The organism is Catellatospora sichuanensis (assembly GCF_007483665.1).
Lineage (GTDB): Bacteria > Actinomycetota > Actinomycetes > Mycobacteriales > Micromonosporaceae > Catellatospora > Catellatospora sichuanensis.
In genome coordinates this window covers 44,661-58,925 of sequence record NZ_VIQO01000032.1, presented here as the reverse complement: position 1 = coordinate 58,925, position 14,265 = coordinate 44,661, and the positions used below count along the sequence as shown (strand labels likewise).

At 69.1% G+C, this 14,265-nt stretch carries 14 protein-coding genes; 11 read left to right on the top strand and 3 right to left on the bottom strand.

Annotation, left to right across the window (positions count from 1 at the left end; genetic code table 11):
• Positions 1-192: 192 nt before the first annotated feature.
• Positions 193-525 (bottom strand): CU044_2847 family protein, encoded by a 333-nt coding sequence (locus FLL47_RS35435; RefSeq protein ID WP_144127030.1) that lies wholly within the window; start codon positions 523-525, stop codon positions 193-195.
• 150 nt (positions 526-675) lie between these two features.
• Positions 676-807, bottom strand: coding sequence for a hypothetical protein (locus tag FLL47_RS44855; protein ID WP_281286768.1), 132 nt, complete (start codon positions 805-807; stop codon positions 676-678).
• A 1,401-nt stretch (positions 808-2,208) separates the two neighbouring features.
• On the opposite strand from FLL47_RS44855, the gene FLL47_RS35430 reads away from it, so the two are divergent.
• The 7 genes from FLL47_RS35430 to FLL47_RS35400 all read left to right on the top strand — a co-directional run bounded on the left by FLL47_RS35430 (position 2,209) and on the right by FLL47_RS35400 (position 9,628).
• Positions 2,209-3,270: a hypothetical protein gene (locus tag FLL47_RS35430; protein ID WP_144127029.1), complete on the top strand. Its 1,062-nt coding sequence runs from the start codon at positions 2,209-2,211 to the stop codon at positions 3,268-3,270.
• Between the two features lie 998 nt (positions 3,271-4,268).
• A complete protein-coding gene (locus FLL47_RS35425) occupies positions 4,269-5,132 on the top strand; it encodes a nuclease (protein WP_144127028.1) in 864 nt (287 codons plus the stop codon).
• Positions 5,133-5,146: 14 nt separating this feature from the next.
• Positions 5,147-5,389: a hypothetical protein gene (locus FLL47_RS35420; RefSeq protein WP_144127027.1), complete on the top strand. Its 243-nt coding sequence runs from the start codon at positions 5,147-5,149 to the stop codon at positions 5,387-5,389.
• 103 nt (positions 5,390-5,492) lie between these two features.
• Positions 5,493-6,578: a hypothetical protein gene (locus FLL47_RS35415; protein WP_144127026.1), complete on the top strand. Its 1,086-nt coding sequence runs from the start codon at positions 5,493-5,495 to the stop codon at positions 6,576-6,578.
• 137 nt (positions 6,579-6,715) lie between these two features.
• A complete protein-coding gene (locus tag FLL47_RS35410) occupies positions 6,716-6,946 on the top strand; it encodes a hypothetical protein (RefSeq protein WP_144127025.1) in 231 nt (76 codons plus the stop codon).
• A 142-nt stretch (positions 6,947-7,088) separates the two neighbouring features.
• Complete coding sequence (locus FLL47_RS35405) at positions 7,089-7,943, top strand: hypothetical protein (RefSeq protein ID WP_144127024.1); 855 nt, start codon at positions 7,089-7,091, stop codon at positions 7,941-7,943.
• A gap of 440 nt (positions 7,944-8,383) precedes the next feature.
• Positions 8,384-9,628, top strand: a complete 1,245-nt coding sequence (locus FLL47_RS35400; protein WP_144127023.1) for a glycoside hydrolase family 25 domain-containing protein — start codon at positions 8,384-8,386, stop codon at positions 9,626-9,628.
• Positions 9,629-10,242: 614 nt separating this feature from the next.
• On the opposite strand, the gene FLL47_RS35395 is transcribed toward FLL47_RS35400, so the two are convergent.
• Complete coding sequence (locus tag FLL47_RS35395) at positions 10,243-10,617, bottom strand: hypothetical protein (protein WP_144127022.1); 375 nt, start codon at positions 10,615-10,617, stop codon at positions 10,243-10,245.
• Between the two features lie 148 nt (positions 10,618-10,765).
• On the opposite strand from FLL47_RS35395, the gene FLL47_RS35390 reads away from it, so the two are divergent.
• The 4 genes from FLL47_RS35390 (at position 10,766) to FLL47_RS35375 (ending at position 14,265) form a co-directional block, all read left to right on the top strand.
• Positions 10,766-12,565, top strand: a complete 1,800-nt coding sequence (locus tag FLL47_RS35390) for a metallophosphoesterase (protein WP_144127021.1) — start codon at positions 10,766-10,768, stop codon at positions 12,563-12,565.
• On the top strand, positions 12,562-12,888 hold the full coding sequence (locus tag FLL47_RS35385) for a hypothetical protein (RefSeq protein WP_144127020.1): 327 nt from the start codon (positions 12,562-12,564) through the stop codon (positions 12,886-12,888). The genes FLL47_RS35390 and FLL47_RS35385 overlap by 4 nt, the downstream gene beginning before the upstream one ends.
• A 136-nt stretch (positions 12,889-13,024) precedes the next feature.
• Entirely contained in the window at positions 13,025-13,483 is a 459-nt protein-coding gene (locus FLL47_RS35380; RefSeq protein ID WP_144127019.1) for a transposase, read from the top strand.
• Positions 13,484-13,599: 116 nt separating this feature from the next.
• Positions 13,600-14,265: a peptidoglycan-binding domain-containing protein gene (locus FLL47_RS35375; protein ID WP_144127018.1), complete on the top strand. Its 666-nt coding sequence runs from the start codon at positions 13,600-13,602 to the stop codon at positions 14,263-14,265.

Here is a 14,265-nt window from a genome sequence, read left to right as displayed (position 1 = left end):
CCGCCCACCTGGGCTGCCCCCGGCAGCCAACACCACGTGCGCGCAGGTGACCAGCAGATCCGTGCCGACCAGAAACCCCGCCCCGGCCACCACACCCTCGGCGTCGAGGATTTGCGCGACCGCGCCGGCCCGCCCCGAATTCGGCCCGTCGCCGGGAGTCGCCATCACCATCTCCCTCCATAGCCACCCGCCTCAGCCGACAGTCTGGTTGGCGCCGCCGTTCTGCCAGGTCAGCCGCACCTTCAGATGACAGGACGTCTCGCTCTTAGCGATCACCGCCCCGGCCTGCATAGCCAGGTCGACCCCGAACTCCACCTCAACCTCAGTCGGGCCGGCCTTGCGCAGCTCTTCCAATATGGTCCTGGCCGCGTCCGCCACCGGTGCCAACGCCGTCTGCAAGCTCGTCGGCAACTCCCGGATCGCCTCGCCGAGCCGCCCCGCCTTCACCGGCCCACCGGTCGCCTCCGGCGCCTCAACCAGGATCCAACCGCCGCCGTCTAACGGCATCTCAGCCAGGCTCGCCATCGGCCCCCCAGATCTGTTCGTGGCCACCGCCGCTCGGTTCACCCGAAGACGAACTCAAGTCCGAACGACCTGATGCTTGCCGTCTCCGGCGTGTTGTTGCGTACCTCGAGCGCCCAACTGCCACGCGCGTATTTGTCCTTGAGTTTTCGTTCAGCCCCGGCGTACCAGCGCGTCGTACGTGCGGCGTAGCTCCCGGCCGCGGCCGCCCGTTCGATCGTGCAGCCTCACCGGCTCGGCGTTCATCTCCGGAGGCGGCACGATGGTCACCACCAGGTCGCCCACGAACGCATGTTCGATGTCCGCCTGGACTATCAGGTCGGACAGCCGCCTCGCCTCACTGACGTACACGGTGACCCGTGCGGCGTCCGGGACCGGACCCGTTCAACATGCGCGAGATGACCAGCCGGTCGGCAGGTTGAGGGTGGCCAGCTGCACGGCGTCGCGGCGTCAAGGCGGCCGCGCCCGTACCACGCGCTGTGGCCGTCGGCGGACCACTGACCGTTCTGCGGCTCGATACGGTCGCACGAGCGGCGCAGCGTGTTCCCTGCCGGCGAAGCAGACGTCAGAAGTTTGCCGCAGCGCCTGCCGGATCTGCTCGGTCGAGCGGGCCTGGTGGTCGCGCCGACGGTAGCCCTCCACCCCCACCTCGGGAGGGGTGAGCACCTGATCCATCCCGTCCACCAGCGCCGCTTCCGGACCGGGCACCGGTCCGCTGAGCAACGACCGACGGCTGCGGGTCCGGGCCGTCTCCCCCTGCCTGCCGCCGTAGGTGACCTGAGGCATGGCGTCCCTCCACGAGGTTGTTATTCAAGGTTCGGTGCTTCGGGTGCCCCGGGGTGTTGGCTGTGGCTGATGACCTCTCGCTTTGAGCATCAGGAGCTGTTCGTCGCCGTCGGTCACCGCCATCCGCTGCTGGTCTGCCGAGGTCATGATCACCTCTTGGCGGTCGCCGTGCACAGGACGATGCGCCATCGCCGGCCCTCGCACGACCGGACGTGCCCGTTGCACGGCGCCCACAGCGCCTGCCGGGCGGCTGAGGGCTTGCACCGTCGGCAGCCGGTCTGCCGGCTTGCTCGGCCAGCAGCTCAGCGAGGAAGTTGAGGTGGGACGATGACAGCCCGGGGACCAGGGCGCGGTGGACCGGCAAGTGAAGCTCCCGCTGGTACTGGTGCACGTGGCAACCCCCAGTACTATCAGGACCGCTGCCTGATCCCGGCATCTCCGCGGAGTCCGTCAAGGATGAGCGTCGGCAGATGAATCGGCCCATTCTCCCGCCTTGGATGTCGAGCACTCGATAACCGTCTCCCGCGCGGCAGGCTGAACAGTTCCGGGCGTATTGGCCAAATTGACCCGGCGTGTTCGACTTTAGCAGCGCGCGCCGGTGGTCAAGTGCGGTTCACGGGCCTTCCGTTCGCATGCGGGGTGACCGGTACGGCGACGCCGGGTCGCTGCTCACCGGGTGTGGATCGGACCGTGACGACAAGTTCGCCGCCTACCTGCTGGAGCGGGCCTGTCCATCCGGTACACCGATGCCACGCGTGTTCCAGGCAACCGACGTGCGATCCCGCCCGAATGCCGGACGTCCGTAGCTCGCTGAGCGCGGATGCGGCTTCGTCCGATCTGTCGCCTCGCCGCCAGCGGCGGCAATAGCCTTGAAGCTGTGAGCTGAGCTGGAGGTTCGCCATGTGGCGGAAGAGAAACTTCATCGACAGCGACAAGGACGTCGCCGGATACCACCGAAAGTCTTCCTGGTGGCAGCGCACCAGCGCGTACGTTGCCGAGCTCCAGGCCCAGCTCAACACCAGCAGGACTCGTGACCTCACCACGGCACAGCAGCGGATAGCCGACAAGGCGGACACGCATCTGCAGGCGGCGCGAGACGTCGCCAACAAGCGGAGACGGCTGTTGCCGGACCTCGCCGGCTCGGACATCGACCGCGCCTTCGCCAACATCCACCGCGCCGAGATAAAGATACTGCGCCTCGCTCCGCCCGAGGAACTCGCCGAAATGGGCCCGTACCTGGTTGAGACGGGCAAACAACATCTCAGGCCCAGCGACCAGCGGCTCGTGGCACTGGAAGGCCGGCTCAATGAGAACGGCTACAAGGTGACGGAGGACATGCGAGAGCTGGCCGTCTCCGTGCTGCTGGCTTCCCAGGTGGCCGAGGAGCAGGAGCGCGCGCAGGCACGCAGCTTCCGTAACATACTCCTGGCCTCGATCCTGGTGACCGCAACGATAGCGGTGTTGTTCATCTTTTGGGCCTACCAGGACCCCATCCCGATCGCATCGAAGCTCTGCTTCACCCCCGAAGAGACCAGAGTCGTGTGTCCGATCGGGGACACGCCGAGCGGGCAGGACGTCCTGCTCGTGGAGGCGTTCGGAGCCGGGGCCGCCGCGCTGGCCGCCGCGATCTCACTGCGCGGCATCCAGGGCACCTCCACGCCCTACTGGGTGCCGCTGATGCTGGTCCTGCTCAGGCTTCCGGTCGGTGCGCTGACGGCTCTCATGGGCCTGGTGCTGGTACACGGCGGATTCGTGCCGGGACTGTCAAACCTGGACAGCTCCGCTCAGATCCTGGCCTGGGCGGTCATCTTCGGTGTCGCGCAGGAGAGCGTCACGCGCCTGGTGGACGTGCAAGGCAGGAAGGTTCTGGACAACGTACGTGGGCCCCAGCGCGACGGCGAGTCCGCGCTCATGCCGAACTGTCCCCTCGCCGGGGCGAGCCGACCGCTCCCCGATCCGTGACCGGCCGGTGACGCACCATGGAGGCGGGGACAGGAGAGGCGGCCAAGTAGGCGTCTCGTATCCGAGATCGCGGAGCTGCTGCCCGAGATGAAAAGCCAGCTGGCCGGCCTGCCCGACGGGCACGCGACGCGACGTCAGCCTGCTCACCGAGACAAGGGATCCGGCCACGGCGGCCAGGGTCGTGCGCGAGGCGCTGGGCCGCGAGTCCCGGGCGGAGGCCATCGTCGAACTGGCGCTCGCATCTGTACCGGCCAAGTCACGCCTGGCCGAGTATTGGGCCCGGCGGCGTGGCCGCAAGAAACCGCCTGCACCGTCGCAGCGGCCCGGTCCTTGAGCGCTGCGGCGGCTTCCAGCGCTGTGTCCTTGGCCACGGCGGCTTCGGCGCGGGCGTCTGTGCGACCGTCGCCACCTTCACCGTGCCGCGCGGCAGTCCCACCCGTACGTCAACGGCTGGACGACCACGCTGACGGCGCCGTGTCGGCAAGGGCGCGCTGTGCCTGGCCGGCATGGTCGGCGACCAGCTGCCCCGCTGTCGCAGGGCTGCTCTCGGCCAGGTCGACGGCGGTAGAGACGTTTTCGTTCATGAAAAGGCATCAGCCATGTCCTTCCGCGTGAGGTCATAGCACGCCGATACCCGGCCGGCAGCGCGCCAACCAGACCTGGCGGGTCAACGGTGCGGCGATCAGTCCGGCCGGGACGGACTGGGGTGGACCGCCAACGGCGGGGCCGCCCGCGCCACCTTCGTGTCGGCCCGAGGTCCGGCCGCGAGCCGTCTGCGACAGGCCGGAAAGGCGTCGCCCAGTTAGCACCGACCTCCCAGGACACGTGGGGAATGGTCCGGCGTCTTCGCTATGCGGCTAGTAGAGTCCGAATCAGGCTAATTGCCCCTATTAAGGGGATAGGCGGCCGCGTGCCGTGACCGCCTGCGGCCACCGACCCCGGGAGCTACCGTGACCGAACAAGCTGTGCAAATCTTCTGGGCTCCGGCAGGGACCTCGATGCCTTCCCTCGGGTCTCGGGCGTTGCTCGACACGACCGACGGCGACACTCCGAACCTGCGCATGCCCGTGCGGATGCTGTCGGTCGACACCCCGGAGGTCACCGCCCGCACCGAAGAGCGCGCACACGAGATGGACCAGAACTTCCAGCAGCTGGCCACCTGGATCCGGGACGGCCAGGCGCCGATCGACGCCCGGCTGGCCGAGTTCATGCTGCCGAAGCTCGAGACCGGCAAGGCGGGCACGCTGCAGTTCGAGCAGGGGCAGGCGGCATCGGCGTTCGCCAAACAGAACATGGAGGACCGACTGCTGCGCCCCGACGGCACCAAGCGCAACCTGTTCATCCGCATCGCCGACGCACCCTTCGACGGCAACTCCCGCCTGCTGGCCTACCTGGCTCCGAACTTCTCCCGCGCGGAACTGGCACAGCTCAGCCGCGAGCAACGGGCGACGTTCAACCTAGACCTGGTCGCCGCCGGGCACGCCGCGCCGTTCGTCATCTACCCGTCCATCCCCAGCGCGCCCGACCTGGCGCTGCTGATCCGCAGGGCCGCCGAGGCGCGCGCCGCGCTGCGCGGCATCTGGTCGCAACCGGTGACGCTGCTGGCCTACGAGTACCGCGCGATGGAGAAGCTGTTCCACATCACCCGTAAGAAGGTCTCCGACCAGCCGCAGGAACCGGACAGCCTGTTCACCTGGCGCGAGCGCTACTGCGCCGACGTGACCACCCGCGTGTTGCACGACCCCGACGACTACTTCACCGTCCAACCCGAGCACCGGTTGTGGATCTGGCCGCAGGATCTCAGCGAGGCTGTCCCCCGGCTCAACCTGACCCCGTCGCCGCGGCTCGCGGCCGCTGAGTGACACGGCGGGCGACCATGCTGCGGGCCTACATCATGTTGGAGTGCGATCCGGCCGTGCGCGACGTCGAGGAGCAGCTGCGGACCAGGAGCCTGGGCAACTGCAAGCTGGGCACCGCAGCCATGCATCCCGACGGTGAGATCGTCGGCCACCTGGCGTGCGACGACATGTCCTTCCTGCAGACCGCGCTGCTGGAGCTGAGCACGCAGATCGCCGGGGTCCGCGAGGTCACCGTGCTCAGGATTGTCAACGAAGGCTGATACCGCCGTCTCGACGGCAGCGGGGACTTCATGCTGTCTCAGCTGTTCGCTGCGGACCCGCGTCGCCGCGCACGATGTCGTCAACGGTGCGCGGCTTGCCGAGTTGGGCGCCGCCGACGCGGCGCTCGATCTGCTCCGCGGCCGGCTGCAGGGCGGTCGTCCGGCCTGGTCGGCAGCCGAGGAGCAGGCACTGCGGGCCGCGCTCGGCAGTCTCCAGGACGACGTCGACGCCGTCGCCGACCTCCTGCTGGCCGACAGCGTGCACCAGCTCGCCCACGGCAACCCGGAACGGACCGGGGCGACCCTCGACTCGCTGGCCGCCAGCGGGGCACCCCCTCCCCGGCCCCAGGTGCTCGACACGGTCCGCTCTGCGACCCCGGTGACGCACCGGGTCCTCGTCGCCGTGCCCGGCAGCCTCGCGCTGGCGTCCGGCTGGGGCGAGCCGCGGCTTCGGGAGCGGCCCTGGGCGCTGGCCGAGCCGTGCCTGGACGCCTGGGCCGGACATCTGCTCGGTCCGACCGACCGGCTTCGGGTCCGCATCGCCTGGCGTGTCCCGGACGGGGATGCCGGGTCCCCGCCCGTGGTCACCGAGTATCCCTGGCCGCTGGTCGACGGGTGTGCGCTGGACGTGGTCGCGCTCGCCGCGGACGACACCCTCGAAGCGGTGCTGCTCGCGCGGTCGGGTCCGCGGCAGCCGGCCGGTGTCGCGCCCCATGCCGTGCCGCGGCTGAGCCACGACCGAGACACAGCGTGGCCGCGGACGGTCGTCGGGGCGGGTGAGCTGATCGCGCTGGCGCGTGCCCTCGCCGCCGCGCTCGCCGCGGGCCGGGCCGCGACGGCCGCGGACTTCGCGCCGGCGGCACACCCGCCGCAGGTCGAGCCCCCTGCCGATCTGCGGGCGCGGGTCGACGGCGCATTGCAGAGCCTGCGACAGGTGCTGGACGACGCCCCACCGGAGGAGCTCGGTTCGGATGAGCTGGTGCGGCGGTGGCGGCTGAAGGTCGCCGCGCCGGGGGGATCAGCTCGGACGAGCTGGTGCGGCAGTGGCTGCTCAAGGTCGCCGCGTTCGGCGTCGCCAACCCCGCAACGGCCCCGACGGCACCGGCGACGAGCTCGTCGTGGGACTGGTGTCGGCCAGGAAGTCGGTCAAGGCGCGCCTGGACACGGCTGCGGCCGCGTCGGACGGTGAGCCCGGCTCGGCCGACGCGTACGCCCTCAGTGAGGCGCTGACCGCGCTGTTCGGTCCGGGATTTCGCGCCGCGGACCTGTTCATCCCGCCGAACGCGACGGTGCTTCACAGCTCCCTGGGTCCGGGCGTGCGGCACGGTGATCCGGGCCGGGATCCGGTCCGGACCTGGCTCGACCGTACGGGCACGGTCCGGCCGGCGGTGGCTGCGCCTCAGCGACCTGCTGCTGTACGCCGACGCGGCGGGCACCGGCCAGGCGCTGGTCCTGCACGCCGGGCAGACACCGTTCGCGGCCGGGGACGGTGGGTCGGCGCGGCCCGGCTCGACGACGGCCCGCCCTCGGCCGTCGTCCCCGCGACCGGCCTGGTGATCCGCGGGCCGGACGGCGTCGACATGTCCGTGCCGACCGCGGCGCTCGTGATCGACACGTGGGCCGAGCAGATCCCCGAAGAGATCCAGTCGGCGGGGTCTCGTTCCACTTCGACGCGCCGGGAGCGCGGCCGCCCAAGACGATGCTGCTGGCCGTGCCCGCGGTGCCCGGGGCGGCGTGGACGACCGACAACCTGGCCGGACTGCTGCGAGAGACGCTCGATCTCGCACAGCTGCGCCTGGTCGATCTTGAGATGCTGACCTGGCTCGGGCGCTACCTGCCGGCGGTGTACCTGCCCGACGGCGCGGTCGGCACCGTGCCCGGAATCAAGTTCAACAGGCAATGGCAGCTGGCCGAGTTCCAGGGTGAGGACGGCGGGGCGCCGATCGCGTCGCAGCTCGTGACGGAGGCGACACCGATCAGCCGGTTCCGGCCCGGCACACCGACAACCCGGTGGACCTGCCCGCGGACAGGCCACTGGAGTACCTGGTCCAGCACGGCGCGCCACCGGTTGAGCGCCGGGTGCGCGAAGCTCGCTTTCGGGCCCTTCCGGCCCATGAGGCAGAACCGGTCGTCGTACTCCCTTGGTCCGTTGGGCGAGTCGAGGTTGGCCTGCTCAGTGCCGAAGAAGTGTCCGATCTCGTGCGCAAGCAGCGCCGGGTCGAAGCTCTGCGCGCCGACGTGGACGTGGGTGGGATGCAGCGGCGACACCGCCGCGCCGCCGGGCATCGAACTTGTCGATCACCAGCGCGAAGTGGCTGGAGTCGGTCAGGTCGACACCGAGGCGGGCTTCGACGACCGGCCCGGCATCGAAGCCGAGGTCGTTCCACTGCTGGCTGGTGTAGGGCAGTTGGAACCAGTCGAGTACCGAGAAGGTGATGCCCACCCGGTCGCCGGACTGCTTCGCGAAGTACTGTGCGATCTGGTCGACGAGTCCGCCCATCCACGCCTGGTCGAAGTCGGTGACCCGAGGCGTGTCGGCACACCAGAGCGGTAGGACCGCCAGCTTCATTGAATTGTCTTCCCATTTCAGGGCGTTTGTCTACGGATGTTCCAGGGCCGAATCGGCGGAATCACGCTCGCGGTGACGCCAGCTGGTCGGCCGGCAGGTCAGACGCCCGCCACAGGTCGGGGACGCGCCGGCTGCCCGCGAGGGGCTTATTCCGGTTGATGCAACTTGCATCGGGCAGTACTACTTCGTTTTCCTTCTATATGGGACGCTATCCGATCATTCCTGGTAGAATCCTGTTTGAGGACTGATCAAGGGTCTTTTGAAGACCGAGTCAAGGTCCCGCATCGGGCGACGATGCCTCCTCCGGAGCTGCCGGATCCACAACCGAGCAGACTCGATTCCATTCCCTCAAGCGTTCCGCTACCGAGCAATCGTCTCTGGTCCCACGGGCCGCGACGCGGCCTGCCTCGGAGAAGGGGAATACCATGCCTGTCACACTATGGAATTTCCGCCCGGACTGGGTGGCGTCCGTCGGCCCGAACGGCCGCAAGCTCGTCGACTTCGTCGAGAAGTGGTATCCGGCCGCCGATGAAGTCTTCGTCAGCTCCGCATACCGGCCCTTCGAAGCCGATGGCGGCACCTGGTCGCACCACAACGGTCAGATCTACAACGGCTCGCCTACCGCCGCGGTCGACTTCGTCACCTTCGGCCGACCGGGCTCAGGCAAGCTGGGCAAGAACGGAGTCGACTCCGCGAAGATGCGGGACCTGGCGAAGTGGCTGTACGAGAACTTCGGGGACCTCACGGTCGAGATGTTCCACACCACTCCGTTCAGTGACGACAACGGTTTCAACATCAGGGCGCAGAAGCCGTCGAGCGGGATCCCTGATCACGACAACCACGTGCACTACGCCACCTCGGCGGTGCTGCTGGGGAAAATGGAGTCCCGCGCGCAGCAGAAGTGGGGAACGGCCAAGCCCAAGGCGACCCACCGGATCACGCCCGTCGCCACGACGAGCAGGCTCTTCGGCTGGGACGCCTCCGACTTCGACCACACCCGCGGGATGCGGGCCGCGCACATCACGGCCGCGGCCAAGGAGGGGATCAGCTTCTTCACCCACAAGGTGACCGAGGGCACCAGAACCGTCCACACACGGGCCGGTGAGAAGTTCAAGGCGGCCAAGGCCGCGGACATCCCGTTCATCGGCGCGTACATCGTGCCCCGCACACCGGGCAACAACGGCCACGGCGGGGTCACGCAGCAGGTCGAGTTCGCCCTGGCCGAGACGACCAAGCAGTTCCCGGGCTGGGCGACGCTGCCCGGCTGGTTCTGGCAGGTCGACCTCGAACACTGGTCCGACCAAAACGGGCCATACGACCTCGTACCGCCCTGGGTGGGCCTCGAGATGTGCGAGCAGCTCGAGAAACGCACCACCAAGAGCGCGGTGCTCTACGCGCCGAACTGGTGCTACGGCGACACGATCGGCAGCGGCGATCCGCTGTGGTCCAGCGACTACGGTCCCAACGCCATCGACAATTTCAAGGACCTCTACGAGGCGCGCGGCGGCGACACCGGCCGCGGCTGGGTCGAGTACAGCGGTAGGGTTCCCGCCATCTGGCAGTTCGGCAGCCGTGCCGTTATCGGCGGCCAGCAGACCTGCGACGCCAACGCCTTCCGAGGCACGGTGGCGGACTTCGCCAAGCTCATCAACGCCCCGGCGGTGGTGTGAGCCCGCTCGGGTGCTCCAGCGGATTGACTGAACACCTCACGGCGGCCCCTGCCGCCTGTGCCAGAACGGGCCGTACCGCCGGCGCTGCACAGATGTGGCCGACGCCGGAAGTGAGACTCCGGCGCGACCCGGTCTGCGTGGGCGTGCAGGGCACCGCCGTCACTCGCGACATCCCGCGCTGTCGCACGGAGCTGACCGAGGAGGCCAACGGATGCCGCAGCTCAGCATGGCACCGCTGCTGGCCGAGAGAATCACAGTATTCACGGACGACGCCGATCCCCACCAGTTCTGGTACCTGCCAGCGCCGGTGAGCCTGGCCGAACGGGAGGACGGCCCGGCCTTCAGCCTCGTCCTCACCCGATCCGGGGCGGTCGAGGGTGATCGCGGTGGCGGGTTACTGATGCTCGAGACCGCGTTGCGTCTCGGCCCACCGTGCGCTCGCTGGTCGGCGACAACGTGGCGGTGCTCAGCGTCCAGCTCTCGGATGTCGGCACCGCCATGCTCCGGCAGGTGTTGCAGGCCGACGACGCGCCCGTCGGGGTCTTGTACCGGCTCACGCTCACCGCCCTGCGACCAACCCTCCCGGAGCGCGTCACGGCGGATCTGCACCGGATCTACGCTGCTGAGCCTTCTGCCGCAGCTCCGCAGCGCCACGCCGGTCGACCCGCGACCGCCAGGCCCATCTGGCACCCGGGCGTGCCCGGGCCGAACCGCCCGTCCGAACTGCCCACAGCATTGCCGCGCCCGCTGGGACCGCCGCTCAGCTCCGCACCGGCGGCCAGTGGCGGGCTGAACTCGTCGCTGCTGTCGTTCAGTTCCGCAACGGCATCCAAGTCGAGGACAAGGAGATCGTCTTGGAGTATGACCGGGCCGAGGAGGTGCAGCGCGTCTACGCACCGCAGGGCCTCGTCAACGTGCTGGCCGCGGACCTCTCCGGGCAGCCGCGCGTCATCGAGGTCGACCCTGACCGAGCCCGTCTTGAAGACCATGACCATCAACCTGAGCGGAGTCGCCGATTAGCAGGCGCCGTGCCAGAAGACCACCGAACAGCCTGGTCTGCCGCCGGCCCGCCAGGACCGCGGACCCGCACGACAGGCTCAGCACCGGATCGATACACGCCAAAAGGGGAGTGCTCCGATGAAACTCGCACGGTTGTGCCGTCACGCAGACGAGCTGGGCTTCAGTCCGCAGCCGTCGGTGCGTTGGCTCGCCCCCGTCGAGCTGTGTCGTACGGCGGTGAAGGTCGTCCTCTCGTCGATCTTCGCGAACTACTCCGACAAGCGGGAGATCCAGGCCAGCCTACCGGCGGCGACAGTCGAATGCCTGGTCGGCGACGGCAGGGAACTGTGGATCGACTTCGTGGCCGACCTGGGCGACGGATTCGACGCGACTTACACGGTAGCCTCGCTGATCGCGAACGAGAAGCTCGACGTGGACCCGGCGGACGGCCCGATCCCGCACGTGCTTCCCCGAGCTTCCCTACTGGTGCTCGGCGGTGATGAGGTCTACCCCACCGCGTCGGCGCGCGCGTATGAGGATCGCCTGACGGGGCCGTACCGCGCCGCGCTGCCGACCGCCGACCAGACGCGGCCGATACTGGTCGCGCTGCCGGGCAATCACGACTGGTACGACGGCCTCACCTCGTTCCTGCGGATCTTCACGCAGGGAAGCGACGTGGGCGGCTGGCGCACGGTCCAGAACCGCAGCTATTTCGCACTGCAGCTGCCACACCGATGGTGGCTGATCGGCCTGGACAGCCAGCTCGGAGCTTACATTGACGAGCCGCAGCTGCGCTTCTTCCGCGAACACGTCACGGCCAACCTACGGCCGGGTGACGCGGTCATCGTCTGCGCCGCGGCCCCCACCTGGGTGAAGGCCGAGACCGACGACGTCGAGGCGTTCAACGCGATGCACTACTTCGACCGGCAGATCATTCAATGCCGCCCCGATGCGCAGACCGGTCAGCCGACGCCGACCGGCGCGAGCGTCCGCCTGTGGATCACCGGGGACAGGCACCACTATGCCCGCTACGCGGAGCCGAGCCCGGATCCCGCGGCGGCTCGCCAGATGGTGACGTGCGGCATGGGCGGGGCATATCTTTCCGCCACCCACGACCTGCCGGCCACGCTGCACATCCCGCAGGCCAACTCGCGGATACGGGAGAAGGAGCCCTCGGCCGAGTTCACGCTGCGAACCCGATATCCCGACGAACGGCTGTCCCGTCTGCTGTCGTGGGGCGTTCTGTCACCTACAGCTCGCGGCCTGCCCTTCCGCAACCCGGGGTTCTGGCCGCTGGTGGGCATTCTGCACATGATCGTGTTCATCGTGCTGATCCCGCTGTTGGGTCTGCTGGAAGGGTCCTCGCCGATCGGCGCCGTCCGCGACGGCAGCCCCCTCGCCGCGATGGGACTGGGGCTGTGGCTGCTCATCGTCACGGCCGTAGTCGTGCTGGCGTACTCCTTCAAACCGGTGCTGACCCTGCGGGCGCCACGCACTCCCCCGGCGCCGGTGATCGCGTTTCTGTTCCAGCTGTGCGTGGCGATCGGCGGCCTGGCCGTCGCCACGGCGATGCCGTGGCCGGACTCGTGGCCTGGATGGGTGGTGCTGACCATATGTCTCGCCTGCACCGGCGTGCTGACCGGGCTGGTGGGGTGCTTCGCGTTCGCCGCCTACATCCGGCTCGCCGGGACCGGGGTCGCGGCAGACTGGCAGATGTCCGCCCAGTCGATCGAGGACCACAAGGGCTTCGTCCGCATGCACATCGGCGCCGACGGGAACCTGACGCTGTATCCCATCCTCATCGACAAGGTATGTCATGACTGGGATCTCGCGGCCGACACGGACGGCCGCAAGCGGCCGGTGCCCGCCGAGCCGCTGCGGCGGCCACGACTGATCGAGCCGCCGATTCTCGTCGGCCGCAATGGGAAAGCACCGTGACGACGTCGACCCGGGTAGTAGACGGCCCGGTTTGGCCGGTTGCTGGTCGGCAGGAAGGCGGTGACGGAGCCGGGGTCAACCTGCGCCTGCCGCGCCACCGGGCTGGACGGACCGGACGTCTGCCGTTCCAGCAGCTCGTGAATCAGCCGCATCGCCTCGGCCTGGTCGTCGCCGATCTGCGCACGCACGTCGGAATCCAGCCAGCTCAGGCTGCGGAGGCCATTCATGATCAACCGGTGCCGGTCTTGGAGTCGCTCTTCGTAGCGTTCGGCATCCTCGAAGCTGGGGGTGCGGCCCAGCAGCGGAACCTTAGTGCCCGTTAATTAGCGAGGTCAGCCGACTGGCCGCCGGTTGAGGCACGACAGAACCTGAGTCTGTTTCGGTGTGTCGGGCTGACGAGAGTGGGGCCTTCAGGTATGGCTTTGGTTGTCTACGCCAAGCCGTCCCGAAGGCCCCACAGTGTCTTTCTACCTGGTCTGCGGCCGGGCCGATCCCGCACCCCCGGCACCTCAGGTCCAGCACCTGCCCACCGGCCGCGCACGCCGGTACCCGTCGGACACCACCGACGCGGAGTGGCAGGTCATGGCCCGCTACGTGCCGGCCGGCGGCCTCCGCCGCGCAGTGTTCTACCCGCGCCGCGACATCGTCGACGCCATCCGCTACCTGGCCCACAACGGATGCGTGTGGCGGGCGCTGCCGGTCGGCTTCCCGCCATGGCCGACGGTCTACCACTACTTCCGGACCTGGACGCGTGACGGCACCCTCACCCGACTACACGACGGCCTGCGCGAACAGGTCCGCATCGCTGAAGACCGCAACACCACCCCGACCGCGGCGATCATGGGCCGCGTGACCGTGCAGCCGGTGGTGACTCGACGTCGCCACCGGCTGCACGCGTCGGCGGCCAAACAGCTCTAACCTGCCAAGACACGTTCGAAATAGTCCAGCCGTCTTCGCTATCCGGCCAGTAGAGTCCGATTCAGGCTAATTGCCCCTTTAGGGATCGCCGCCACGAATCGACATGCGGAGGCCGGATGCTGTCCCAGCTGTTCGCGGGTGACCCGCTGCTGGAGGCGATCGCCCTGGACCAGGAGCGGATCTCCCGGCAGCGGCACCGCAGATCCCCCGCCGTGCGCCGGGCGCAGACCGCGCTGCTGCTGTGGGACCCCTCGTGCCTGCCTGCCAGCGGGCCTGACGGCGATTACGGCAACGAGACGGCCGCCGCCGTGGCGCGGTTCAAGCACGAGGAGCTGGGCGTGCCGGTCGCGGAGGTCATCGACGACATCGGGCCGCGTACCGTCATCCGGCTCGACGAGATCGCCGCGCTGTCCGAGGCCCACGGGAGTCTCGGCATGCTCATGGTCGCGGTGCCCTCGGCCACCGACGACGACCTGATCGCCGCGCGGGCCGCTGTCGAGCGGTCCGGCGGCCAGATCCTGCTCGGCCTGGGCCGCCTGGCGTCGGCGGTGGGCGGCGGGCAGGCGACCCGCGACACGCTGGACGCCATGGTCGGCACGCTGCTCGCCGGCGTGGTGACCCCGGACTCGCCGGTGATCCCCGACGGCCTCGACACGGAGACGGCCGAGTCCGTCGCCGCGTGGATCTCCATGCTGGACCCGGCCTACCTGCTCGCCCAACTCGACCCACACCGCCTCGACGGACCCAGGCCCGACCTGGGCGGCTGCGTCAGGGAGCTGTGA

What these genes read in the sequence shown, in the direction of transcription:
- FLL47_RS35435 (WP_144127030.1), bottom strand. Translation starts at nt 525, where the DNA reads ATGGCGAGCCTGGCTGAGATGCCGTTAGACGGCGGCGGTTGGATCCTG.
- FLL47_RS35430 (WP_144127029.1), top strand. Translation starts at nt 2,209, where the DNA reads ATGTGGCGGAAGAGAAACTTCATCGACAGCGACAAGGACGTCGCCGGA.
- FLL47_RS35425 (WP_144127028.1), top strand. Translation starts at nt 4,269, where the DNA reads ATGCCTTCCCTCGGGTCTCGGGCGTTGCTCGACACGACCGACGGCGAC.
- FLL47_RS35420 (WP_144127027.1), top strand. Translation starts at nt 5,147, where the DNA reads ATGCTGCGGGCCTACATCATGTTGGAGTGCGATCCGGCCGTGCGCGAC.
- FLL47_RS35405 (WP_144127024.1), top strand. Translation starts at nt 7,089, where the DNA reads ATGCTGCTGGCCGTGCCCGCGGTGCCCGGGGCGGCGTGGACGACCGAC.
- FLL47_RS35400 (WP_144127023.1), top strand. Translation starts at nt 8,384, where the DNA reads ATGCCTGTCACACTATGGAATTTCCGCCCGGACTGGGTGGCGTCCGTC.
- FLL47_RS35395 (WP_144127022.1), bottom strand. Translation starts at nt 10,617, where the DNA reads ATGGTCTTCAAGACGGGCTCGGTCAGGGTCGACCTCGATGACGCGCGG.
- FLL47_RS35390 (WP_144127021.1), top strand. Translation starts at nt 10,766, where the DNA reads ATGAAACTCGCACGGTTGTGCCGTCACGCAGACGAGCTGGGCTTCAGT.
- FLL47_RS35375 (WP_144127018.1), top strand. Translation starts at nt 13,600, where the DNA reads ATGCTGTCCCAGCTGTTCGCGGGTGACCCGCTGCTGGAGGCGATCGCC.